The organism is Pseudovibrio ascidiaceicola, from assembly GCF_900114245.1.
In the GTDB taxonomy this organism is placed as follows: domain Bacteria; phylum Pseudomonadota; class Alphaproteobacteria; order Rhizobiales; family Stappiaceae; genus Pseudovibrio; species Pseudovibrio ascidiaceicola.
This window is the reverse complement of record NZ_FOSK01000002.1, coordinates 350,389-372,899: the sequence shown is the minus strand read 5'-3', so window position 1 is coordinate 372,899 and position 22,511 is coordinate 350,389. Positions and strand designations below refer to the sequence as shown.

The 22,511-nt window shown below is 51.1% G+C and carries 22 protein-coding genes and 1 riboswitch; of the genes, 9 read left to right on the top strand and 13 right to left on the bottom strand.

What is annotated here, in order from left to right; genetic code table 11:
* Window positions 1-156: 156 nt before the first annotated feature.
* From hisG to hisS, 3 genes are read right to left on the bottom strand one after another with little or no spacing between them, the layout of a single operon-like run.
* On the bottom strand, window positions 157-1,122 hold the full coding sequence (hisG, locus tag BM231_RS05940) for an ATP phosphoribosyltransferase (RefSeq protein ID WP_093517578.1): 966 nt from the start codon (window positions 1,120-1,122) through the stop codon (window positions 157-159).
* Complete coding sequence (locus BM231_RS05935; protein ID WP_093517576.1) at window positions 1,122-2,243, bottom strand: ATP phosphoribosyltransferase regulatory subunit; 1,122 nt, start codon at window positions 2,241-2,243, stop codon at window positions 1,122-1,124. Before BM231_RS05935 ends, hisG begins: the two co-directional genes overlap by 1 nt.
* Window position 2,244: 1 nt before the next feature.
* Entirely contained in the window at window positions 2,245-3,765 is a 1,521-nt protein-coding gene (gene hisS, locus BM231_RS05930; RefSeq protein ID WP_093517574.1) for a histidine--tRNA ligase, read from the bottom strand.
* A 260-nt stretch (window positions 3,766-4,025) separates the two neighbouring features.
* On the opposite strand from hisS, the gene BM231_RS05925 reads away from it, so the two are divergent.
* From BM231_RS05925 to BM231_RS05895, 7 genes are all read left to right on the top strand, one after another.
* Window positions 4,026-5,174, top strand: a complete 1,149-nt coding sequence (locus BM231_RS05925; protein WP_093517564.1) for a glycosyltransferase — start codon at window positions 4,026-4,028, stop codon at window positions 5,172-5,174.
* A gap of 85 nt (window positions 5,175-5,259) precedes the next feature.
* Window positions 5,260-6,765, top strand: a complete 1,506-nt coding sequence (locus BM231_RS05920) for an ArnT family glycosyltransferase (protein WP_093517562.1) — start codon at window positions 5,260-5,262, stop codon at window positions 6,763-6,765.
* Between the two features lie 81 nt (window positions 6,766-6,846).
* Window positions 6,847-7,644: a ChbG/HpnK family deacetylase gene (locus BM231_RS05915; RefSeq protein WP_208860116.1), complete on the top strand. Its 798-nt coding sequence runs from the start codon at window positions 6,847-6,849 to the stop codon at window positions 7,642-7,644.
* Between the two features lie 219 nt (window positions 7,645-7,863).
* Window positions 7,864-8,553 carry a Crp/Fnr family transcriptional regulator gene (locus tag BM231_RS05910; protein ID WP_063295455.1) on the top strand — a complete coding sequence of 230 codons (690 nt, stop codon included), beginning with the start codon at window positions 7,864-7,866 and terminating at the stop codon, window positions 8,551-8,553.
* Window positions 8,554-8,633: 80 nt separating this feature from the next.
* Entirely contained in the window at window positions 8,634-9,047 is a 414-nt protein-coding gene (locus tag BM231_RS05905; RefSeq protein ID WP_093517558.1) for a group III truncated hemoglobin, read from the top strand.
* 59 nt (window positions 9,048-9,106) lie between these two features.
* Window positions 9,107-9,535: an acyl-CoA thioesterase gene (locus BM231_RS05900; protein WP_063299644.1), complete on the top strand. Its 429-nt coding sequence runs from the start codon at window positions 9,107-9,109 to the stop codon at window positions 9,533-9,535.
* 32 nt (window positions 9,536-9,567) lie between these two features.
* The gene (locus tag BM231_RS05895) at window positions 9,568-10,017 is read left to right on the top strand and encodes a group III truncated hemoglobin (RefSeq protein ID WP_244527144.1); all 450 of its coding nucleotides are present in this window, start codon (window positions 9,568-9,570) and stop codon (window positions 10,015-10,017) included.
* 29 nt (window positions 10,018-10,046) lie between these two features.
* On the opposite strand, the gene BM231_RS05890 is transcribed toward BM231_RS05895, so the two are convergent.
* Window positions 10,047-10,427, bottom strand: a complete 381-nt coding sequence (locus tag BM231_RS05890) for a hypothetical protein (RefSeq protein WP_208860115.1) — start codon at window positions 10,425-10,427, stop codon at window positions 10,047-10,049.
* A gap of 47 nt (window positions 10,428-10,474) precedes the next feature.
* Window positions 10,475-10,605, bottom strand: a riboswitch (SAM-I-IV-variant riboswitch).
* A gap of 286 nt (window positions 10,606-10,891) precedes the next feature.
* Between BM231_RS05890 and BM231_RS05885 the strand changes: the two genes are divergently transcribed.
* The gene (locus tag BM231_RS05885; protein WP_093517554.1) at window positions 10,892-12,133 is read left to right on the top strand and encodes a PQQ-dependent sugar dehydrogenase; all 1,242 of its coding nucleotides are present in this window, start codon (window positions 10,892-10,894) and stop codon (window positions 12,131-12,133) included.
* 84 nt (window positions 12,134-12,217) lie between these two features.
* Here the strand turns inward: BM231_RS05885 and msrA are convergent, their stop codons facing one another.
* Both msrA and BM231_RS05875 read right to left on the bottom strand, forming a co-directional pair.
* Window positions 12,218-12,847: a peptide-methionine (S)-S-oxide reductase MsrA gene (gene msrA / locus BM231_RS05880; protein ID WP_057463732.1), complete on the bottom strand. Its 630-nt coding sequence runs from the start codon at window positions 12,845-12,847 to the stop codon at window positions 12,218-12,220.
* A gap of 118 nt (window positions 12,848-12,965) precedes the next feature.
* Window positions 12,966-13,433, bottom strand: a complete 468-nt coding sequence (locus BM231_RS05875; protein ID WP_093517552.1) for a GNAT family N-acetyltransferase — start codon at window positions 13,431-13,433, stop codon at window positions 12,966-12,968.
* Window positions 13,434-13,728: 295 nt separating this feature from the next.
* On the opposite strand from BM231_RS05875, the gene BM231_RS05870 reads away from it, so the two are divergent.
* Entirely contained in the window at window positions 13,729-15,117 is a 1,389-nt protein-coding gene (locus BM231_RS05870) for a sugar porter family MFS transporter (RefSeq protein ID WP_063310076.1), read from the top strand.
* Between the two features lie 536 nt (window positions 15,118-15,653).
* Here the strand turns inward: BM231_RS05870 and BM231_RS05865 are convergent.
* From BM231_RS05865 to BM231_RS05835, 7 genes are all read right to left on the bottom strand, one after another.
* On the bottom strand, window positions 15,654-16,247 hold the full coding sequence (locus BM231_RS05865) for a hypothetical protein (RefSeq protein WP_093517550.1): 594 nt from the start codon (window positions 16,245-16,247) through the stop codon (window positions 15,654-15,656).
* 218 nt (window positions 16,248-16,465) lie between these two features.
* Window positions 16,466-17,119, bottom strand: a complete 654-nt coding sequence (locus tag BM231_RS05860; protein ID WP_093517548.1) for an NAD-dependent epimerase/dehydratase family protein — start codon at window positions 17,117-17,119, stop codon at window positions 16,466-16,468.
* Window positions 17,120-17,244: 125 nt separating this feature from the next.
* Window positions 17,245-17,691, bottom strand: a complete 447-nt coding sequence (locus BM231_RS05855) for a DUF4268 domain-containing protein (RefSeq protein WP_093517546.1) — start codon at window positions 17,689-17,691, stop codon at window positions 17,245-17,247.
* A 94-nt stretch (window positions 17,692-17,785) separates the two neighbouring features.
* A complete protein-coding gene (gene groL, locus BM231_RS05850; protein ID WP_093517544.1) occupies window positions 17,786-19,438 on the bottom strand; it encodes a chaperonin GroEL in 1,653 nt (550 codons plus the stop codon).
* A gap of 65 nt (window positions 19,439-19,503) precedes the next feature.
* Complete coding sequence (groES, locus tag BM231_RS05845; RefSeq protein WP_057464068.1) at window positions 19,504-19,791, bottom strand: co-chaperone GroES; 288 nt, start codon at window positions 19,789-19,791, stop codon at window positions 19,504-19,506.
* 377 nt (window positions 19,792-20,168) lie between these two features.
* A complete protein-coding gene (locus tag BM231_RS05840) occupies window positions 20,169-20,744 on the bottom strand; it encodes a hypothetical protein (protein ID WP_093517542.1) in 576 nt (191 codons plus the stop codon).
* Between the two features lie 174 nt (window positions 20,745-20,918).
* Window positions 20,919-22,325, bottom strand: a complete 1,407-nt coding sequence (locus BM231_RS05835) for a sigma-54-dependent transcriptional regulator (RefSeq protein WP_093517877.1) — start codon at window positions 22,323-22,325, stop codon at window positions 20,919-20,921.
* Between the last annotated feature and the right edge of the window lie 186 nt (window positions 22,326-22,511).

The window sequence follows — 22,511 nt, the reverse complement described above, 5'->3', positions numbered from 1 at the left end:
TTTACATAAATTGGATGGATGAGTATTTTGATATTACTGTAGATGGTCTGCAGATACACAAAAACGCAGATTTACCGGAAGTAACGCAAATCAACGCAATAAAAAACGCACCCCGGTCAGAGGTGCGTTCGAAAATTTTTCTCAGTGGTTTAGATCTTAGCCTGCGACTTTTTGTGCCAGAGGCTCAAAAAGCGGGTTCGCCGTGTGGAACACATATTCCAGCGGCGTCACTGTAACCATTTGAGCCCCTTCTTCGCGCAACTTATCTGCACATTCAGGAACTCTGGAAGCAGGACAGTGCAGGATCAGCGAAGAGCCTTCGATACCAAATGGAGCCACACAGCCAAGTGAAGCGACCTTTTCCAGCACCTTTTCAGGATTAGCAACAACAGTGCGCATCTCCTTGAAGTTGTGGGCGTTGTCCTGTGCTGTAATCCGGTCCAGCATAAGGCGCGCAGCCTGAAGTGCTTTCTCATCCCAATTAGCCGTTCTGGATGCCACAAGGTGTGCTTGAGACTTGGCAATCACACCATCCTCAGGGATCTTCAGATTGTTTGCTTTCAGCGTAGAACCGGTCGAGGTGATATCTACCACTAACTCAGCCGAACCCGCAGCAGGAGCACCTTCAGTCGCTCCGGCACTCTCCACAATCCGGTAATCTGCAATGCCCTTTTCCGCAAAGAACTGCCGTGTATGGTTCACATACTTAGTTGCAATCCGCAGACGGCGACCATGCCGCGCCCGAAAATCTGAAGCAACATCAGCAAGGTCGGACATGGTAGACACGTCAATCCACGCCGTTGGAACAGCAATCACAACATCTGCATGACCAAAACCAAGCGGAGTGATGATATGCGTCTTTTCCTCGGGGCGGTCGATGTTCTCGTTGACCAGATCGGTTCCGGTAATCCCGAAGTGAACCGTACCAGCAGCAATCTCACGCGCAATCTCGGAGGCTGAAAGGAATGCGATCTCAACACCGTCCACGCCCTTCAAGCTACCGCGGTAATTGCGATCACCGCCCGGACGTTTCACTTTCAGACCAGCACGTGCGAAGAATGCATGGGTCATTTCCTGAAGACGACCCTTGGAAGGAATAGCAAGAATAAGATTAGAGCTCATCAGCTTGCTCCCTCAAAAGCGCGGTCCAGCCAGATTGTAAAGCCAACAGCGGGAACAGTGCTTGGCGCACCAAGGCGTTCCACCAGCTTGTTATAGCGGCCACCACCGATCACCTGCCCCAGATGTTCACTGGATTCATGATGAATTTCAAAGACAAAGTCGGTGTAATAATCAAGGCGTCGACCGAAATCACCGGAGTATTCTAGCTTGGAGATGTCGATTCCACGCTCTGCCATCAGCTCGGTGCGCTTGGCCAGACGCTCAATAGAGGCATCCAGATCAAGGCCGGTTTCCGTGGCAAATCCATGCAAGGTCTCAACTGCTTTCGCAGGCGGAGGACCAGAGACATTGAGGTATTCGCTCAGGCGTGAAATCACATCCTTGTCCACGCCAGAGCCTGCTGACAATGCGGCCTGTTCCATAAAACGCTCAGCAATCTCATGAGCTGTACGTCCACCAACTGCAGAAATACCCGCAAGCGAAAGTACATCTTCAACAACAGCGACAGCTGCTTCTGGGTCTCGACCCTCAAGAGCTGCAAGGAAGCCGAGCTTCGCATCCGGCTTGGCTTCAACACCGCTCATTCGGGTGATAACCTGATCCAGTCGATCACGTTCACCAAATACGTCACGTAGACGACGCTGCCAGACCTTTGGAATTTCAAGCGCTTGCAGCACAGCTGTGAACAGGCCTTCATCGCCCACACGAATGCGAGGGGAGGACAGACCCAGCTTATCCGCAGCTTCTAGAGCAAGGCCTAGCATGTCGGCATCAGCCTGTTCTTCATCGACCCGGCCAATAGATTCAACACCGGCCTGCATGGTTTCACCCAGTTGCCCTGGTCGATGTCGGAAGACTTGTCCAACATAGGAGAATGCCGCAGTACGACCCGCTTCACCTGTTTCCAGATAATGTCGGGCAATCGGAATAGTAAAGTCAGGACGCAAGCAAAGCTCTTGTCCGTCTTCTCCTGTGGTCAGAAACAGGCGCCGCCGTAAGTCTTCACCAGCCAGATCCAAAAAGATATCGGCTGGCTGCAAGATTGGCGGGGTTGCCTCTTCATAACCTGCATCCCGAAAAAGCTGGCTCAAAGCCATGCTGCGGTTATCCCCCAATGTCATATTAGTTCTCGCTTTGGTTCTTGCGATCTTCTTCCTGAGCGCTCAGAAGCTTTTTCACTTCAGCAACAAGATCATCCCGCTTCACTGCGAACTGTGCAGGACGGCTTTCGCGCCAGGTTTTGTTATCTTCAATCTCAGCAGAAAGGCGTTTACCTTCAATGAGATCTTTGATCTGAATTTCGCCTTCTTCACGCTCCTGAGAGCCCTGAATGATGGCGCAAGGTGAGTTGCGGCGATCAGCGTACTGAAGCTGCTTGCCAAACTGCTTTGGGTTACCCTGATACATTTCTGCACGGATACCCGCAGTGCGCAGTTCCTGAACCATGGCTTGATAATGGGCAAGGGAATCGATGTCCTTGTCCATCACGCAAACAACCACGGGACCAGCAATCTCTTCCTGACCAAGCTTGCCAAGCGTTGTAAGCGCTGCCATCAGACGGGAAACACCAACGGAGAAGCCTGTAGAAGGTACAGGCTGGCTCATGAAGCGGGAAACGAGACCGTCATAACGACCACCACCACCAACAGAGCCAAAGCGTACAGGACGACCTTTTTCGTCTTTTACTTCAAAAGTCAGTTCAGCTTCATAAACAGGACCGGTGTAGTACTCCAGACCACGCACAACGGATGGATCGATCAGAACACGACCATCGGTATAGCCAGCTGCATCAAACAGCTTGCCCATGGTCGCCAGTTCTTCAACGCCTTCAGCGCCGGTTTTACTGTCTGCGATCAAACCGCGCAGGTTCTCGATGGTCTGGTCGGTGGTTTCGCTACCAGCTTCTACAAAGGCGAGCACCTTTTCCGCTTCTGCATCACCAAGGCCAGCACCCTTAGTAAAGTCACCGGAAGCATCCTTACGGCCTTCACCTAAAAGCAGCTTCACGCCTTCAACACCAAGACGATCCAGTTTATCGACAGCACGTAGAACGGTCAGACGGGTATCAGCGTGTTCGTCCCCGGAAAGGCCGATCACTTCCATCACACCGTCCAGAACCTTGCGGTTGTTTACGCGGATCACATAGTCACCGCGAGCAATGCCGAGGCGTTCCATCGTGTCTGACGCCATCATGCAGATTTCAGCATCAGCAGAAACTGAAGGCGCACCAATCGTATCCGCATCAAACTGCATGAACTGACGGAAACGGCCAGGCCCTGGCTTTTCGTTGCGGAATACATAGCCCGCGCGGTAGCTGCGGTAAGGCTTTGGCAGGCTTTCGAAATTTTCGGCCACGTGACGGGCGAGGGGCGCGGTCAGATCATACCGCAGGCTCATCCATTGCTCGTCATCATCTTGTAGCGAAAACACACCAGCGTTCGGACGGTCCTGATCTGGCAAAAACTTGCCAAGAGCATCAGTGTACTCGAACATTGGAGTTTCCACGGGCTCAAAGCCGTAAAGCTCATAAGTCTGCTTGATAATGGAGAGCATTTGCTCCATTGCCTGCAGTTCAGCTGGACCACGATCTACAAATCCGCGCGGTAAACGAGCTTTGAGCTTGGCACTTTTCTTTTTTGCCATGAGGCCGTCTCATCCATGAAATAAAAGGGTTGTTGCAAACGCTTCCCACAATAAGTCCCCAGAACGCACCAAGGGAAGCATGCTGTTGTCAGTCTCCTAGCCCATTGAGCAGGGGAGAGCAAGGCGCGAAGGGGATGCAATCCGGCGCAAATTTCCCAATCAATACTTGCAATAGCGTCAAGAGAAGCTAAGGTCGCCCCAAAAAATGGAAGGACCATTCCCTTACGCATGCATAGGAAGGTCTGCACACTGGAGAAATCATGGTGTCAAACACCAATTACGAACCAACTGAAATCAGCAAATTCGAAGGCCGGCTCACCGGACCGACAGAGCTAACCGTTGTGTTGCCGACATATAACGAAAGCAAAAACGTGCCCATCGTAGTTGAGCTGCTGGATAAAGCGCTCGCTGGCGTAGCTTGGGAAGTTATTGTTGTTGATGATAATTCTCCAGATGGTACCTCTAAAGTCACTGCAGAAATTGCGCAGCAAGACCCACGCGTTCGCATTGTTCAGCGTATTGGGCGGCGTGGTTTGTCCGGCGCATGTATCGAAGGCATGCTGGCCTCCAGCTCCAAATTTGTAGCTGTGATGGATGCTGACCTTCAGCATGATGAGAGCCTGTTGCCCAAGATGCTTGATGCCCTTCGTTCTGAAAGCTACGACATCTGCGTTGCTTCCCGCCATGTGGAAGGTGGAGATGTTGGGACAGGTCTTTCTTCAATCCGTGCATGGGGCTCCAACCTCGCCAACAATCTTGCCCGTAAGTTTCTTAAAGTAGAACTGTCCGATCCAATGAGCGGTTTCTTTATGTTGCGCCGCGACAGGTTTGTTGAGCTCGCTCCGCGTTTGTCGTCCCAAGGCTTCAAGATCATGCTAGATATTGTCGCCAGCGGAAAAGGCGCTCTGCGTGTGAAAGAACTGCCTTTCGTTTTTCGTGAGCGTCAACATGGTGAAAGCAAGCTCGATACATTGGTGACTATGGATTACCTCGGCTTGCTGGTCTCCAAAATCTTCGATGATAAGATTTCAGTACGCTTTCTTATGTACTCCATGGTCGGTGGAACAGGTGTAGTTGTTCACCTCATCGCACTGAAAATCTTCCTTGCCGCCTTCGGTATGCCATTTGGCCTCTCGCAGTTGATTGCGACCTTTGTGGCCATGTCCTCGAACTTCTTCCTCAACAACCGCCTGACCTATCGTGACCGTCGTTTGACAGGGCTTGCGTGGGTCAAAGGTCTGCTTACATTCTACGTGATCTGTAGCTTTGGTATTTTAGCAAATGTTGGTGTGGCAGAGTTGATCTACACGAACAAACCAATCTGGTGGTTTGCTGGTGCTGCTGGCGCTGTTATGGGCGCGGTTTGGAATTACGTTGTTTCCAACGCTCTGACATGGCGCAAAGGCTAAAGCGTTTCTCCGGATAGTGAGAGCCGCTTTTCAGAAGAAGAAACGCAGGAAACCAAAGTTAAAGCACTTAGAGGAAAGCATTTAAATGCAGGACAATCCCGCAGGAAAGCCGCTGAGCTTTTGGTTGCGCCCGACCAATCTGATTCTGATTGTCGCCGTGCTGTCTTTGGCGCGGCTGGCAACTGGCATGAATGTCGATCTGGTTGAGGATGAAGCCTACTACCGTTTATGGGGGCTTTATCCGGCATTGGGTTACTATGACCACCCGCCAATGGTTGCCTATTGGATCTGGCTTGGCCAGTCCTTGTTCGGTGATACAGCACTTGGTGTTCGCTTTATCAGTATCCTGTCTGCTGCAATCGGTTCCCTTGCGCTCTGGCGAACTGCAAAAATCCTATATGATACCCACGTCGCGGGCTGGACAGTCCTGTTTTTCAACGCAAGTTTGCTGATTGATGTCGGCTCTTTGTTAGCGACACCTGACGCACCCTCTGTTTTCTTCTGGGGACTGGCTTTGTGGGCCATGGCAGAGCTGACAGTTTCGAAAAACGCTAACTGGTGGATTCTCGCTGGCATCTTCGCGGGATTAGGCCTTCTTTCAAAATACTCCGTGTTGTTCTTGGGGGTAGGGATTATTCTTTGGCTCGTATGGGTGCCTGAGAACCGCAGATACTTCCTATCCTGGCAGTTGTGGCTCGGCGGTGCACTGGCAATCGCGATCTTCTCTCCTGTACTCTACTGGAACTCACAGCATGAGTGGATTTCTTTCGTAAAGCAGTTTGGGCGTTCTGTACCAGAAGGGTATTCCGCCAAATATATTGGCGAGTTCATCGGCGCCGTCGCAGGACTGCTGAACCCACTCGTCTTCATTATTGCGATGGTTGGTGCATGGCGCGTCACTCGCAAAATGATAAGGCAAGACAACACGGCCAGCCTGCTGGTTTTGACTGTCCTGCCGTTCCTGGTCTATCTGACCTTCCATTCATTCCATTCGCGTGTTCAAGGCAACTGGCCAGCTCCGATGTACCCGACACTGGCCCTGTTCGCTGGTATTGCAGCAGCTTATCCGCCTGCTAATGTTGGCCGCTGGTTCAAAGTGCTTGCCCCGACTGCAGTCGGCCTGGGTGTCGTTGTAGCTGGCTTGGTTTATATCCACGCCTACACTCCGCTCAACACATCTTTGGGCCGCAAAGATCCAACGCATCAGATGCGTGGTTGGCAAGAAATTGGCGATGAACTGACCGAGTTGGCAGACGCAAATGACATCAATTGGATTGGCACAACCAGCTATGGTTTGACTGGCCAAATGTCGAATGCGCTCAAGAAGACAGACCTCAAAGTCTATGGAATTCCTGAGCGAATGCGCTATGCAATGATTCCCGATAATCTCCAAAATCCCGAAAATAGTGACATGCTGTACGTCACCGAGGAAAGAAGAGACCGCTCTCAAAAGCTGAAAGCCAACTTCAATCAGGTTGAGCTGCTAAAGACCATCCCCCGAGAGAATAAGGGATTATTCGGAAAAACAGCTATTGAAAATGTACGGGTCTACCGATTGTCAGACCCCAAACAGCCCCTGAAATCCAACTGAAACAGCTGAGATTCCGTTGCGTTAAATTTGCAGGCTTTGTTAAATGTACTCCTGAACCTTTTGGATTGGGAGATCCGCGCGATGAAGCGCATCCTCTTGACGAGTCTCGAATTTGGGCAAAGCTATGGTGTTGACCGGGCGATCTGCGATCTTATCATCGCAGGTCGGCTTTCTGCCGTAGGCTGTGTTGTCACTGGCAAGATGTGGTCGAGGGAGTTCTACCAGCTTCGTGACGTGGTTGCCTGGGCCGAACATGAAACCATGGTCGGCCTGACAGTCACACTGACAAAACCTGCCGGACCACTCACTGATTTTGGTCGGACGGTATTCGGAGAGACGTTCCCCGCGCCGTGGTGGTACGCAATGCGCAGCCCCATGAAGATGCTACCGGAAGAGGCGATCGCCGCTGAGATCGCCGCTCAGGTGGATCTGTTCGAAGAAGTCTATGCTCGTCCACCCGCCTTTGTTGCCATTCAGGGAAACCTCGCAAAGCACCCTGCCGTGCATTCCGCGCTCATCACGGTGCTTTGCATGATGACAGGACGAGAACCCGCTCTGGTACTGCCTGCTGGTGTTAGTCGATCGAGCAATTCCATTTCCAAGCGCGCAACCAAAGCCGGATTAGAAACTATATTCTCAGGTCCAGATCTGCCAATGGCTGATGAAGACACGGATCTGAGAGATTTCTTCTGGCACGGAATCAATGAGGCGCAGGATTCGGCGATGGTCCTATGTCGGCCATCCTATCCTGAAGAGCAGGCCCAACCCGTCAAAAAGAAAAACGTGCGCCAGAGCTCATCCCGAGAGAACCAGCTGAAGTTCCTGATAAGTGAGGAATTTCCGTTTCTTTTGATGGAAAAAGATATCTTCTTGTTCTAAGAACGATCTCTTCCTGCGGTTGAAGAGATCGTTCCTTTTGAATTTGCCATAAACGTTGGGGTATTTATGAACACCCCTAATTTGCCTAAAACTAAAGAATATCTCTGTGACTCCGGTCACAAAATGGCCGCATGATAGACCTAATTAAAATCATCAATTATATTGATGCAGCTTAAACTAAAAAACTGAATCTACGGCGCGTCAGGATCTTGTGGCAAGATGACAAAGTTCAAAGAACTCCTTCAAAACAGCTTTTCACTGTCGGGTTTGGCCGAGGAACACGCACATGGTCTCTCTGAGATAGCTCAGCCTATGTCATTGAAATCCGGCGCAGTTCTCTTCAAGGCTGGGGATCCTGGTAATGGTTGTTATGCAATCATCGAAGGCAGCATGAAAGTCTCCGTTGTCTCGTTGGATGGCAGTGAGCAACTGCTTGCAGTTCTCGGGCAGGGCTCTCTGGTAGGTGAAATTGCTTTGCTTGATGGCAGTGAGCGATCTGCTACCGTTACGGCACTTAAGCCGAGCCAGCTTGCATTTATCTCCAAAGCTGCATTTTATCGTTATGCTGATGAGAACCCCGCTGTTTACCGTCACATGCTGCAGATCGTAGCCACGCGCCTGCGTCGTTCAAACGATGCTCTCGCCGCACGGTCGTTCTTGCCACTCAATGGACGCGTTGCGCAGACACTGCTGCAACTCTCTGAAACATTTGGCAAAAAAGTCGATAGCAGCAAAATCCTCGTTCACTATAAGATCTCTCAGGCTGAAATCGCCAATATGGCTGGTGGTGCCCGTGAGAATGTCAGCCGCGTGCTCAATGTCTGGAAGAGAGAAGGCGTTATCAGCCGCCTCTCTGGATATTACTGCCTCGAAAAGCCAGAGGTGCTACGAGCTGCCGCAGAGCTTTAAACTCGGTATTTGAGTAAAAGTGACCCGAACTAACAAAAAGGGCATGGGCCTTGTCCCAACAAGGCTCCTGAAACATCGAGATGACCTATCAGCATTTTGACATTCGCCCACAGGACGAGTGCACACCAATCCATCCTGACCTGACGCATTCTCAAGTGCGTGCTTTGGTTGCAAGGCATTCAGAAAAGCTCCGCCATAATGGCGAGCTGGCATCGGTCTACCAGAATAGCATGAAGTGCGACTGGGAGGATTACGAAGCTCAGGCCGTGCGTTTCTGGTGCTCCGCTCTCATGAAAGACAGAAGCTATTCTGGCCGTCCACTTGGCAAGTATCGCGGTGCCGCAAAGCAGGTATGCAGTGATGATATTGCCAGCTGGTTGAAATTATTCGAGAATGCAGTAGATGAATGCGTTGCTGAAACCGCTCGGGCCAACACCAAGAAATGTGCGACCCAGGTTGTTGATTGCTTCCATATGGCGATGATCCCTGCTTGAGTAGTTGAGCTTCGCCATGCATAGCATTTCGCTTGATGGATCTACGGAGCTTTAGAACTATGAATGATACAAGAGACGCTGTCGAAGAAGAACAGCCGATTGGGGAGCTGACCACGCGCACAATGGCGATGCCGGCAGACACCAATGCTTCTGGCGATATCTTCGGCGGTTGGGTCGTCTCTCAAATGGATATTGCCGCCGGTATTGCAGCAAGCCAGTGCGCCATGGAGCGCGTTGTGACTGTTGCGATCGACAGCATGACCTTTATCCGCCCAGTTAAAGTGGGCGATGTAATGTGTGTCTACTCCAATGTGCTCCGTGTTGGCAGAACTTCTGTAACGCTTGCCATCGAGGCTTGGGCTTTGCGTCACCGCTTTGGCTATCGCGAGAAGGTTACGAATGCTCAGTTCACCTTTGTTGCTGTTGACGATAACGGCAAGCCGATTGTGATCTCTGAAGAGCAACGTGCTAAGTACAACAAAGCTTAAGCGGATCGCGGATCAGGAATAGGAAACAAGCAGTGTCATCAAAAATTCCCGTTATGTCAGCGCGTGAACGGACACCGCTTGATCCTTCCATAACACCTGCCCAGATCAATCATCTGGTTGAGAGCTTTTATGGCAAGGTCCGCCAGCATGAAACGCTTGGCACCATTTTCCTGAGGGAGATGGGGGAGGACTGGGGGCCGCATCTGCACAAGATGAAGCACTTTTGGGCATCAGTTCTGCTAAAAACTGGGTCGTACAAGGGCAAACCCGTTCCGGCTCACGCTAGAATTCAAGGTGTCACCACTGAGAACTTCCATGAGTGGATGGACCTGTTTGAAGAGGAGGTCTACGCGATCTTCTCGCCAGAAGCAGCACCGCTTCTTCTGGCAACTGCACAGCGCATCGCACAGAGCCTGTGGCTTGCAATGTTCGCAGACCCGTTTGCTACGCCTCCTGCAAAATTCGGCAGCCGCGCAGCTTAAAAATCAGTTTGTATTGTAGTGCAGCTTACTTAGCTCGGGAATTTCTTTCTCGAGCGCAATGCGTTTTGCCTGAAGTACTCGCGTAATGCTTCCAGTTCTTCAGGACGACGGCGTGCGGTATCTGCAAACAGGCGCTCGTCAACAACGGTATGGCATCCTTCTGCCCATAGGCGAAGCAACATAGCAAACCGGTCAGAGCGTTCGTCGGTGGTCAGCGGCGTGTTTGGCTGTCGTGTTGAGTTGGAGAGCAGCCGACTGCGCAGCCCTTTTTCCAGAATCAGACAATCCAGCAAATAGGCAGCAGTAAACTCGTCGGCAAGGTGTGCGACGGCTTCCCTCAAAGATTGAGGCACATATTCAGATACATACGATTGCCATGCAGACTGTGGCTGACCAGCAATATCAAACATTAAATCCTCCATCGGTTTCCCGAGGAGGACTGGCGCAAAATCCATTGAAACTACCGCTTGGTTGTTACGAATGATGAAGACAACATCCTCACTTCGAAACCACATCCCTTTTGGCGGAGACCACCTTGCCCGGTTAGGCAGGTTGGCGAGGGCGCCAGCCCTTCTCTTGATGATGCGTAGGATTTGGCACGAAAATGAGGCAATTGCAAGTGGGCACCTTTCCTTTGTTCTTTGTCCACACTTTCAAATTTACGTCATGTCGTATTCTAGCACCACAAAACGCAACTTCCGCTAAGTGAATATCTTCAATTTTTGTGGTTCTATAAACCGAATTCCCGTCATATCTGAGTATTCTCCTCAGACTTTGAATGAGCGCATAGTGGCAGCTCAAAAAAGCAGAGCATTCCAATATTCCGATCAATTTTCTCAGTCAAATTTCTAGGCCTTTCAGGAAGGAAAAACTTATGTGCACCACAAAGCCCGTTCTCTTTGGAGTCCTGACAGGGTGCGCCTACGCCTTGCTGCTAACCACATCTCTGGCAGCAACGACCACCAAAATGGTTGATGGTGTCAAAACGGAGTTTGTGGAGCAAGTCTCTGAAGAGCAGAAAACTCTGGCTCGCAACACTGAAGTTGTGGTCATGCCCAAAGGCTTCCATATCGAACCTTACGCTGCCGTTCCTGACGCCCGCCATATGGCAGTCGCGCCTGATGGCAAGACTATCTTTGTAGGGACGACTACCGACAGAGTCTGGGTCGTTACTCCGGATAAAGAGGGCAAGAAAGCTGCAGAAGTTCGCCAATTCGCTCCAGATCAGTCCTTCATCATCCCCAATGGTGTGTGCTTCACCAAAGATGGCTCATTGGTCCTTGCAGAGCAAAACCGTGTCCTGAGCTTTCCGAAGGCATTGGAAAACAAAGAGCAGGGCAAGCCTGCGGTGAAGGTGCTGGTCGGCAAGGGTATGCTTATCCCGCCCTCTGAAGAAAGTTATAATCACTCCTCCCGCGTGTGTGATCAGGGCCCGGATGGCCGCATCTATATCTCGCTCGGACAGCCTTACAATGTCCCGCCCAAGATGAAGCTGAAACTCTATGACAGCCTCGGCATTGGCGGCATTATCTCCATCACCGCAGATGGCATGGACCGTCAGGTCTACGCGACAGGGATCAGAAACTCCGTAGGATTGGAGTTTCATCCAAACTCCGGCAATCTCTGGTTTACCGACAATCAGGTGGACGGCATGGGAGATGACATCCCGCCTGAAGAGCTGAACAAAGGCACCGAGCCGGGCAAGAACTACGGCTTCCCATGGTATGGCGGTGGAACTGTCCGTACACCTCACTATATTGATGAGCCTGTCCCAAGTGGTGTGGTGAACCCGGAAGTTGAGCTGGACGCCCATGCCGCAAGTTTGGGCATGACGTTCTATCAAGGCGATATGTTCCCTGAAGAATACAAGGGCGGCGTCTTCATCGCACAGCACGGCTCATGGGACCGCTCAGTGCCAATTGGCGCACGCGTAGTGTTTGTGCCCATCAACGAGAAAGAGGAAGCAGGAGCGCCAAGTATCGTCGCAACTGGCTGGATTGATGCCAGTGGCGATTATCTGGGCCGCCCGGTTGATGTGGTCGAACTTGGCGACGGGTCATTATTAATCTCAGATGACTCTGCCGGCGGTATCTATCGCATGTACTACCAAGAGTAGGGAGCTTTCCCGACGTGCAGCAATACACCTAAAAGAAAAGACCAGAGCAATGCCTCTGGTCTTCTTAAGTTCTATACTAAACCCTTAGTGCTCTCCGGGGATACCTTTGTAAGCATTTGGACCCCAGACTTGCTTGACGCGCTGATCACGGCCACAGCGGTAGCGGTAGAACTTGTAGCGGATCGGGTTCTTCTCGTAGTAGTTCTGATGATAATCTTCAGCATCATAAAACGGCGCTGCAGTGCGGATTGGTGTTACAATCGGGCGGTTGACCTCACCTGATTTTCCAAGCGCTTTCTTAGAGGCCTTTGCCGCTTTCAGCTGCGCAGGGGAGGTTGCAAAGATGGTTGTCTGATAGCTCTCACCACGATCACAAAACTGACCACCGGCATCTGTTGGATCAACAGAATGCCAGAAAGCTGTCAGCAGCTCTTCATAAGACACCTTAGCCGGATCAAACTTCACTTCCAACGCTTCAATATGACCCGTGCCACCAGCAGAAACCTGCTTGTAAGTCGGGTTTGCACTGCGGCCACCTGTATAGCCGGATGTGGTCTCAAGAACGCCTTCAATCTTGTCAAAGTCAGACTCGATACACCAGAAGCAACCACCAGCAAAAATTGCGGTTTCGGTCTCAGCAGCCTGTGCAGGCTGGCTCACAGCATAAAGCAAAGGAAGAACGGCAAGGGCTTTTGCAGCTTTGCGTGCAATCATCTCAGATCCTTAAATCAGGTCATGCATTGGAATTGCCAAAACCTTAGCAGCCGTCCGCCCACAACGGAAATGAAGTCACTTCAACAAAACGTCAATCATTGAGAGCGTGTTCTGCAAACTAAAACTCGCAGGACATGTTCCATCCGGTCACGTTAAAGCCAGCCTTGTAGTAGGTGCGTATGGCGCCGTGATTGTCAGGGGCGACACGAAGACCAATGCGCGTCAGGCCATCTTTCTTGAACGTTGCCTTCAATGCTTCAAGAGCTTTGGAAGCATACCCCTTGCCCCGATGTTCTGAGTAAACCAGAAAATCCATGATGAAGGCAGACGCATCATCCTGAAGCGAGTACCAGAGAAAGCCAACTTCCACCTGGCCAGCCTTCGTCTTTTTCATGATGCTGAGCAGCTTGTTGTGTTCGTTGCTTTTTCCCTCGGGAAAGGCCTTTAACAAGCCGTCCTCGGCCTTTTTCAACGCAGCATGCTCTTCCATTCCGCGATTATCCATCAGGTCCTGAGCGTATTCAGAGACGGAAATGATCTGAAACTCGTCAAAACGAGCTGCGGGAAAATCCTGAAGAGCAATCATGGCAAATCCTGGTTGGCAAAGGTTGAAGCGCTTCGGAAGGTCTTGCGCTGATCATGTGACGGGAACCTTAATTGAAGGCAAAGGCCGCGAAAAGCTCAATGCTGTAATTCCCAACAGGTGCAGTTTAAGCCTCCGGGTCACCCTGGAGAAACTAAAAATATCCATGTCGCCTTTCCTTTTGGTGATCAAACGTTATTGGGGTCTTGCGAAAAACAGCTCAATTCAGGGCTGTGTGTCCTCCGGTTGGTTAGAGACCTCCGCCTATACTTTCCCTTGGTCTTTAAAGGGATTGCGCATGATTATCCTCTTGGCATGTATCGCCGTACTCTGTGGTTTGCTCTATGGCTACAACGAAGGCGTCATCGCTGGCGCTTATGAGCCCATCAAAGCAGAGTTTGAATTCTCCGCGTATTGGGGAGGTCTTCTGGTCGCGTCCTTGTCCATCGGCGGTTTGATTGGAGCCTACCTGAGCGCCTATCTCAGCGATAAATTTGGCAGACGATCAACGGTCATCATTGCAGCCCTGTTCTTTATCACCGGGGCTGTCTTATCCAGTGTTGCGCAAGACCTTTTCATCCTCACATTTGCCCGCTCACTCATCGGAATGGGGATTGGCCTGTCTTCAATGGCTGGCCCCCAATATGTCTCCGAAATTGCACCGCGCAAGATCAGAGGCCGTATGCTCGGCGCGTTCCAGTTTATGATCTCCTTTGGTGTCTTGATTGGCTACCTCTCCAACCTGATCACGCTTGATCTCGGCTACAGCGCAGAAGCCATTAATCGCTGGCAGTTCATGTTCCTCCTTTCCGCGATCCCTGCAGCGTTTCTACTCTTTGGCATCTGGAGTGCCCCCGAAAGCCCGCGTTGGCTCGTCATGGCAAAGCGCTCGGCAGAGGCAGAGGCGGTCTTTGAAAAGATTGAACCAACCCGATCTGTGGCGTGGGTCAAAGGCAATGTTAAGCGGATTGAGGAAGACCTCGCCGAAGTGGCAGACCAAAAGGGGGGATGGCTGGATCTCATCAATCCACGAAACCGGCCTATCACCAGTTTCTGCGTCTTCACCTTCCTGTTCCAGCAGCTCAGCGGCATCAATGCGGTCATCCTCTACGCACCGGAACTTTTCGGCGACCTGGGCTTTTCTGAGGAAGCCAGCCGCCTGTCTGCAACGGTCGGTCTTGGTGCAGCCCTCGCTCTCGCTGCCGCTGCCAGCTTGCTCCTCATTGACCGCGTTGGCCGCAGGCCCCTGATGGTCTACGGCTTACCCGCCTGCGCACTCTCTCAATTCCTGATCGTGGGAGGATTTCTCATGGGGGACGGGATTGGGACAGCTCTTTCTGTCTCAGGTCTTTGCCTCTACGTGATCTCCTATTCCCTCTCCATGGGGCCGCTGCCATGGGTCTATATGTCAGAGGTATTCCCCAATTACCTGAGAGCCAAAGGAATGGTCGTGGCGGTAACCGTCAACTGGGTCTTCACATTCCTTGTGGTGTTTGGTTTCCCCAAATTGAACCAGCTCTTCACGATCACCGAGATCTTTCTGTTCTTCGCCATATGCTGTTGCATCGGAACCGTCTACGCCATCCGCCGCGCACCAGAGACCAAAGGAGTGTCTTTGGAAGATATCTACGAGCTGTTCCACAAAGGTGGTAGCAAGACGGCTGAAGGGCCCGTCGCTGGCGAATAGGGCCTGCAAACACCAATGGCACCACATGGTTTCCCATGCAGTGGTGAAGCTTAGGTTCCCAGGATGCGGGATGAGCAAGGCGAGCAGGCAATACCTGCGCATTGTAAGTAAATTAGTTTCTTCGGCATTGGCTGCTCGCCTCGCCCGGGCGTTTTTGTATGAAACAAGGTCTCCACCGAAAGGCATTGGGAGCAGGTGCCTACCCATCAAGATCAGCCCTTACAAAACACAAGGCTTTGCTTCAGGTCTCACAGTCAGGGCAGTTGCTGTAAAGGACAGTTTGACTTGTCCCTGACAGCTGCAGCTGCCAGTGTAGACGCCCATCGGGTGACCAGCTTCCGCTTGGTCCCTGCACTAAAGACTTTCAAGGGGTGTTTCAACGGACCCGCCGGAGGATGCGTTATGTCTCCCGGTAGCCCCGCCCAGCCCACGCCACACCGACGGTCGCTCCGCCAGCTGCCCGTGTACGTGGACATGAGATTAGTATGGAGTGTGTTAGGGAGAGGGGGATAAGATCTTACAAGAAGAAAGCCAGCTTAATTTCCGCTCTGTTTGTAGAGCTTCTCGAAATGCGCCTTAAACTGCTGGTCAATTTGCCTTTGACGATAGATTTCTGCGTTGTTGCCGGTACGTGCCGCCTTTGCTCGCACTTCGTGCCAGCGGTTAGCTTCCTGTGTGTACTGATAAAGCGTGAAACCATATGACTGCAAAACGGGATGGATATCTTCGCCAATCGTAGAGGCAACGCTCAAATGTGATTCAATGCGTGAAAAGTCACTATAACTCTTCAATGCTTCGTGAGGTTCTGGTTGAGCTTCTATTTTCTGAAAACGGCCAACTGCTGGACTAGTGAATACAGCGCCATAGTGTTCAACCAGTTTATAACCGGGTGTCGTCGCGAGTGCGGTTTCAAACGCTGTGTTGACCTCAGCCCAGTCCTTTCTGCTCAATCCTAAGATACCAAGAATTTCTTCCAGTGGTTGTTGATTAGCCAGACGTGCATTAGCGGCAGTCCATTCATCAAAGCTAACCGCGTGTACAGGTGCGGGTATGTATTGCTGTGCGAGCGTACCAGCTGGTGTAAACAGAATACCAAATAGAAATAAATGTATTAAAAATCTAACATGCATAGTTGTTAACACCTTGAAATACAAAGTTATGTCTAATGGTATGTCGATTATCACTCAATCGGTAACAGGGCGAGTTAGACAAAAGGCCGGAGCCCAAAACGCTGACTTAGAGCACCACAGCGAGGCATAAAAACACCTCAAGAGGTGCCCGTTTACATGGACACAGGATTCGTATGGAGTGTGTTAGGGAGAGGGGGATAAGATTTTCGCTCAGCCAGCTAACTTTGCAATCTCGTCGCCTTCCAGAACGCGAAATCCATTCCCACCTTCAAGGGCCCCGCAACCAATGCATGTGCAACTGCTGTGCCCTCGATTGGACGATACTTCCGCAAAGGGCCTTGGAAGAGAAACGAAAGGTGTGGCAGTACTGATCCAGCTAGCCCTTCCGCAAAGCGTTGTTCCTGACGCTCACCAAGCAACAAAGACGGTCGGAACACTTTTGTGCAAGGATAAGACAACCCACGAACCGCCTGTTCCAGCTCCCCTTTGACCTTCAGATAGTAGTTGGAACTGTCTGCCGCAGCACCAATCGAAGAAACCATGAGAAACTGCTCTGCACCCGCCTCACGTGCCAGCCGCGCAAGATCGAAGGCAAGTTGGAAGTCAATCGCGTAAAACGCTTCTTTTGAGCCAGCTTTCTTCTGCGTGGTGCCCAGACAGCAAAACACATCTGTCACGTTTGTTGGTAGTTGAAGGGAGGAAAGGTCGCTGAAATCAGTCAGATGCACATGAAGCTTAGCATTCTCAATACTCAGCTCTTTGCGAGTCATGGCATGAACTTCGCCATACGCCTCACTGGTAAGCAACCGCCGAACCACCTGACAGCCAATCAGGCCTGTTGAACCAAAAACCAAAGCCACGCGATTTTTCATATAAGACTCTTCCGATTGTCAGCTGAAGCAGATTGTTGGATCAGATTGAGTGTTTAAAGGTCGAACAGGTTGAAGCGTAACGCAAAAAAATAAGAGCACCATTTAAGGTGCTTTCATTTCGATTGCTATTTGGGAATTGCTGAGAGCAGAGGGAAGAGTGCCATGTGGAAGTTTCCAAGCCAGGTTACATACCAATCTGCAAGCTCAGGCATTGTCGTGTTGGTGCCAAGATCAACATCTCTTTTCCATAAAACTATGCTGCAATATCGAGCATGTTCAGCAGGGTCCCAATCAAGGGATGCGCCGATCTCGGTCTCAACATGTTCTTTTTGGCGTAGCAGTTCTTTGAAGTAGGCCTCGCCGCGCTCATTCCGAAAGTTGATCATAACTTTCGCGCAGTTTTCTTCATCCAGGTAGTGAAGGCTGAGGTAAGCGTTCGGTATGCCAAATTTGATGTCGTAGTAACTTCCGTCAGGAACATTATTTCTCAGTTTAATCGGCAGTTTAGTGTCAGACATCTGGTCTTTGACTGCTTGCCAAATGTCATGGTGTTTTTGTTTTAGTTCACTCATGTGTTGCTAATTCCTAGCTAAAGCTGTTTGTGACAATGCAAAAAAGGGCACCCCGAAGGATGCCCTAGTTCGTTTAAGCGTTGGTTGGCTTGGCTTAGAAGCCCATGCCGCCCATGCCGCCCATGCCGCCGTCCATTGGAGGCATTGCTGGGCCGGAGTCTTTCTTAGGCAGTTCAGCAACCATTGCTTCAGTGGTGATCAGCAGGCCGGCAACGGATGCTGCATCCTGAAGAGCTGTACGAACAACCTTAGTTGGATCGATGATACCAGACTCGATCATGTTGACGTATTCTTCGGTCTGAGCGTTAAAGCCGAAGGTTTCGTCAGCGATGTTGTCCTGGATCTTGCCAACAACGATGGAGCCTTCAACGCCGGAGTTTTCAGCGATCTGGCGAAGTGGAGCTTCAAGAGCGCGCAGAACGATCTTGATACCAGCTTCAATGTCAACGTTCTCGGAAGATACTTTCTCAACTGCAGCTTTAGCGCGCAGCAGAGCAGTACCACCACCTGGTACGATACCTTCTTCAACAGCAGCGCGGGTCGCGTTCAGAGCGTCGTCGATGCGGTCTTTTTTCTCTTTAACTTCTACTTCGGTTGCACCGCCAACGCGGATAACTGCAACACCACCAGCAAGCTTAGCAAGACGTTCCTGCAGCTTTTCACGGTCGTAGTCGGAAGAAGTTTCTTCGATCTGAGCTTTGATCTGAGCAACGCGTGCTTCGATGTCAGCTTTGTCGCCAGCGCCGTCAACAATGGTGGTGGTCTCTTTAGAGATGTTCACCTTGTCAGCAGTGCCGAGCATGTCGATGGTTACGTTTTCCAGCTTGATGCCCAGATCGTCAGAGATCACGGTACCACCAGTCAGGATAGCGATGTCTTCGAGCATTGCTTTACGACGGTCGCCGAAGCCAGGAGCCTTAACAGCAGCAATCTTCAGGCCACCACGCAGTTTGTTAACTACGAGAGTTGCCAGTGCTTCACCTTCAACATCTTCAGCGATGATGATGAGTGGGCGGGAAGACTGAACAGCGCTTTCAAGGATTGGAAGCATTGGCTGCAGGTTGGAAAGCTTCTTCTCGTGAAGGAGAATGAGCGGCTTTTCCATGTCAGCAATCATCTTTTCAGCGTTGGTGACGAAGTATGGAGAAAGGTAACCGCGGTCGAACTGCATACCTTCAACAACTTCAAGCTCAGTCTCAAGGGACTTAGCTTCTTCAACGGTGATAACACCTTCGTTGCCAACACGCTGCATTGCTTCAGCAATGTCTTCACCGATCTGGGTGTCGCCGTTAGCAGAGATAGTGCCAACCTGTGCAACTTCGTCAGTAGAAGAGATAGTCTTGGAACGGGAAGTCAGGTCTGCAACAGCAGCAGCAGTTGCCATGTCAACGCCGCGCTTCAGGTCCATTGGGTTCATGCCAGCAGCAACGAACTTTGCACCTTCTTTAACGATAGCCTGCGCCAGAACTGTCGCAGTTGTTGTACCGTCACCAGCGATGTCGTTGGTTTTGGAAGCAACTTCACGCACCATCTGTGCGCCCATGTTTTCGAACTTGTCTTCAAGTTCGATTTCCTTCGCAACAGAAACACCATCTTTGGTGATGCGTGGTGCGCCGAATGCTTTATCCAGAACAACGTTACGACCTTTAGGGCCGAGGGTAACTTTTACAGCGTTTGCAAGGATGTCGACGCCTTTAAGCATCTTGTCGCGGGCATCGGAGCCGAATTTGACTTCTTTAGCAGCCATGGTTTTGTCTCACTTAAATTCTTGAATAACAGAAGGGATCGTAGGGTCTCAACAATGGCCTGGAATTAAGCCAGGATACCCATGATGTCGGATTCCTTCATGATCAGCAGGTCTTCACCGTCGATCTTAACTTCAGTACCGGACCATTTGCCGAACAGAACGCGGTCACCAGCTTTAACGTCGATAGCGATCAGCTCACCGTTGTCCTTACGTGCGCCAGCGCCAACAGCGATAACTTCGCCTTCCTGTGGCTTTTCTTTTGCAGTGTCAGGAATGATGATGCCACCAGCTGTTTTTTCTTCAGACTCAATGCGGCGAACGACAACACGGTCGTGTAGCGGACGAAACTTCATAATTGGCTCTTCCTCTCATACGCGAGCGCCCCTTTTAGGCAGCGCCCGGACGCGAAGGTTAAAAACTTTGAGAGTGGGTGAAACCTTGCGGGCCCACAGTGATTAGCACTCCCAAAGGCAGAGTGCTAACAACCGTGAAATGATGTAGTTTCACACCCTTGTATAGTCAAGGAGAGAGCAGCAAAAAAATAATGTGAAGCCCAAAAAATATAGGAATACTGCGAGAAATTGGGGGCAATCTGGGTACAGTCACAACTCACCCTAGACGAATGGACTGTCTATGCTCCCTGCATGATATTTTCCGGAATCAGCGCAAAAGAAAAGCCGGCTTTAAGATCAAAGCCAGCTTTTGAACTTTAACAGGAAGCTTTCAGCTCTTAGTTCTGAAGAGGTGCATCCTTCATGGAAAACGGAAGCTCGAAGCTGCCGGATTTTTCCGAGTTCTCGTCGTTAAACTGTACTTTCAGCACATACTCACCAGCTTGCAGCCCTGTAAGGTTGAAACTCAAAGAGGTCTGGTACTCGCGGATCTGATTAAAGCTTGCGGAGTGCAACGCGGTAAACCCGTCCTGAGAGGCAAGCACCTGACCAGTGGTGTTGCGCAGTTCAAAGTCAACGCTCAGATCAATCGCATATGTGCCGCTCACCTCTTTATAAGAGAAGCCAACAGGCTCAGCGTACACGGTCAGTGGGTCACCGCTCTGGAACTCTGCAGTCTCCAAAGCTGTATAAGCACCGTAACTTTCAGCTGGTAACGCGATGAACTTTGCTGCCGTAAAAGCGAGTGGCTGCTGCTGCCAGGCAATGGCATAAGCGTCCTGCGCAGCTTTAAAGCCAGCGCTCGGCACGCTCTTGTCTTCAGCAGATGCAGCGCTACCCAACAAAGCAACCGCAAAAATAGAACAGGCTGCAGCTTTTGCGTAAGCTGACATCCCTCTCACTGTAAATGGCATTGTTAGCCCCCTAGAGCCAGCAGAACACAACATCTGCGGCACTCACCTGATTCTTGGCGGTGGTATAACTCTTAAATCTAAGGGAGACAATACTGCCCCATTTGTTGAGGCAGCTTAGATATGCGTCACGAAGACATTCCACATGCGATGGTTAAGCAATTACCACGCAATTGATCAGGCACTGGCCCGTTCAGCCCAGGATTGCTTCTTCCGGTAGATGGTCGAGGGGCTGATTTCCAAAGCGGCAGCTGCAAGGGCAATGTTGCCGTCAAAAGTTTCAAGCGTGGTCTCGATAATCTGCTTTTCCTGAAACCAGAGCGGTTCGATAGACCGCCCCATGGAAGGCATCGGTTCGCTTGTGCTGAAGGCAATGTCAGAAAGGACCGGAACAGCCTGTTCGCGCAGCAAAGGAGAGAGCATGAGCTCAGTGACTTCATCACCGTCATTCATGACCACAAGCTGGCGAATGACATTCTCCAGTTCGCGCACATTACCCGGCCAGCTGTGCTGCAGCAAAAGAGCCTCTGCATAGGTCGAAAAACGCTGAAATCTGCGGTTTTCTTCTGCTGCGTACTTCTTCAGGAATGTTTGAGCAAGAGACGGGATGTCTTCGCGGCGCTCCCGAAGAGCGGGCAGACGGATCGGCAGGACGTGGAGACGATAGAACAGATCTTCACGAAAGCGACCAGCGGTGATCTCTGTTTTGGGATCTCTGTTGGTTGCGCAGATAACGCGCAGATCCAGTGAACGCGGTTTATGCTCTCCAACCCGCTGAATGGAGCCGGTCTGAAGGAAGCGCAAAAGCTTGCTCTGCAGGCAGAGTTCCATCTCGCCAATTTCATCAAGGAACAGAGTTCCCCCATCGGCAAGCTCTGCCGCCCCGGCTCTGGCTTCATCAGCTCCGGTAAAGGCACCGCGTGCATGACCGAAGATCTCAGACTCCATCAGATTGGCTGGAATCGCTCCACAGTTGATTGCGACAAAAGGCCCGCCTTTGCGTGCAGATCTGGCGTGCAGCGCCTGTGCACACAATTCCTTGCCTGTACCTGATTCTCCGGTAATGAAGGCCGGTGCGCTGGATGTGGCCATCCGGTTGATCTGCGCATAAACGCTTTGCATACGGTTGGAAGCGCCCACAAACCCTTCAAACTGAGCAGCCGTTCCAGACGTGTCACTGGAGACAATTGCCTCTGGGCTAGCTGAGACTGGAAGTGAAGGGGAAGGTGCCGCTCTCTTGAAGACACCCAGATGTGCTTCAAGTTTCTCCAAAAGCATTTCGCTTGTGTAGGGTTTGGTCAAAAAGTCATGAGCGCCATTGCGCATGGCATTCATGGCACGGCTCACAGACCCCTTGGCGCTGACTGCAATCATAACCGCGCGTGGAGCAGCAGCGACAATCTCAGAAAGCTCGGCTTCTCCTCCAATGCATTCAAGATCGACAATAACGATGTTGATTGGGGTATGTCGCAAAAAGGCGACGGCATGTTCCTTACTGGCAAGAACATGCGCAGGTTGTCCGCTGGTAACATGCTTCGACAAAGCACTACTGGTTTTACGAGCCTCTGCACGATTAGTGTCCACGACACAGGCGTTCAAAAACCTATTGGTAGCTTTGGGGGATCCCATTGGCAGGCAACCTCAAAAATCAATACATCATGCCGACAATCATTCGACACCCTGAGTTTGTGCAAACAGGGTAAACAAACCCTTTTCGTTTTCGAGGTTGATTGCATTATGCAGTTAATTTCTTTCACGCAGAACGCTTCG

Bases quoted from the DNA above. Each gene is read 5' to 3' on its own strand.
- BM231_RS05890 (WP_208860115.1), bottom strand. From the start codon at position 10,427: ATGTTTGATATTGCTGGTCAGCCACAGTCTGCATGGCAATCGTATGTA.
- BM231_RS05935 (WP_093517576.1), bottom strand. From the start codon at position 2,243: ATGACATTGGGGGATAACCGCAGCATGGCTTTGAGCCAGCTTTTTCGG.
- hisS (WP_093517574.1), bottom strand. From the start codon at position 3,765: ATGGCAAAAAAGAAAAGTGCCAAGCTCAAAGCTCGTTTACCGCGCGGA.
- BM231_RS05915 (WP_208860116.1), top strand. From the start codon at position 6,847: ATGAAGCGCATCCTCTTGACGAGTCTCGAATTTGGGCAAAGCTATGGT.
- BM231_RS05840 (WP_093517542.1), bottom strand. From the start codon at position 20,744: ATGCCATTTACAGTGAGAGGGATGTCAGCTTACGCAAAAGCTGCAGCC.
- BM231_RS05860 (WP_093517548.1), bottom strand. From the start codon at position 17,119: ATGAAAAATCGCGTGGCTTTGGTTTTTGGTTCAACAGGCCTGATTGGC.
- BM231_RS05910 (WP_063295455.1), top strand. From the start codon at position 7,864: ATGACAAAGTTCAAAGAACTCCTTCAAAACAGCTTTTCACTGTCGGGT.
- BM231_RS05905 (WP_093517558.1), top strand. From the start codon at position 8,634: ATGACCTATCAGCATTTTGACATTCGCCCACAGGACGAGTGCACACCA.
- BM231_RS05885 (WP_093517554.1), top strand. From the start codon at position 10,892: ATGTGCACCACAAAGCCCGTTCTCTTTGGAGTCCTGACAGGGTGCGCC.
- groL (WP_093517544.1), bottom strand. From the start codon at position 19,438: ATGGCTGCTAAAGAAGTCAAATTCGGCTCCGATGCCCGCGACAAGATG.
- hisG (WP_093517578.1), bottom strand. From the start codon at position 1,122: ATGAGCTCTAATCTTATTCTTGCTATTCCTTCCAAGGGTCGTCTTCAG.
- BM231_RS05925 (WP_093517564.1), top strand. From the start codon at position 4,026: ATGGTGTCAAACACCAATTACGAACCAACTGAAATCAGCAAATTCGAA.
- BM231_RS05855 (WP_093517546.1), bottom strand. From the start codon at position 17,691: ATGAGTGAACTAAAACAAAAACACCATGACATTTGGCAAGCAGTCAAA.
- BM231_RS05870 (WP_063310076.1), top strand. From the start codon at position 13,729: ATGATTATCCTCTTGGCATGTATCGCCGTACTCTGTGGTTTGCTCTAT.
- BM231_RS05875 (WP_093517552.1), bottom strand. From the start codon at position 13,433: ATGATTGCTCTTCAGGATTTTCCCGCAGCTCGTTTTGACGAGTTTCAG.
- msrA (WP_057463732.1), bottom strand. From the start codon at position 12,847: ATGATTGCACGCAAAGCTGCAAAAGCCCTTGCCGTTCTTCCTTTGCTT.
- BM231_RS05920 (WP_093517562.1), top strand. From the start codon at position 5,260: ATGCAGGACAATCCCGCAGGAAAGCCGCTGAGCTTTTGGTTGCGCCCG.
- BM231_RS05900 (WP_063299644.1), top strand. From the start codon at position 9,107: ATGAATGATACAAGAGACGCTGTCGAAGAAGAACAGCCGATTGGGGAG.
- groES (WP_057464068.1), bottom strand. From the start codon at position 19,791: ATGAAGTTTCGTCCGCTACACGACCGTGTTGTCGTTCGCCGCATTGAG.
- BM231_RS05865 (WP_093517550.1), bottom strand. From the start codon at position 16,247: ATGCATGTTAGATTTTTAATACATTTATTTCTATTTGGTATTCTGTTT.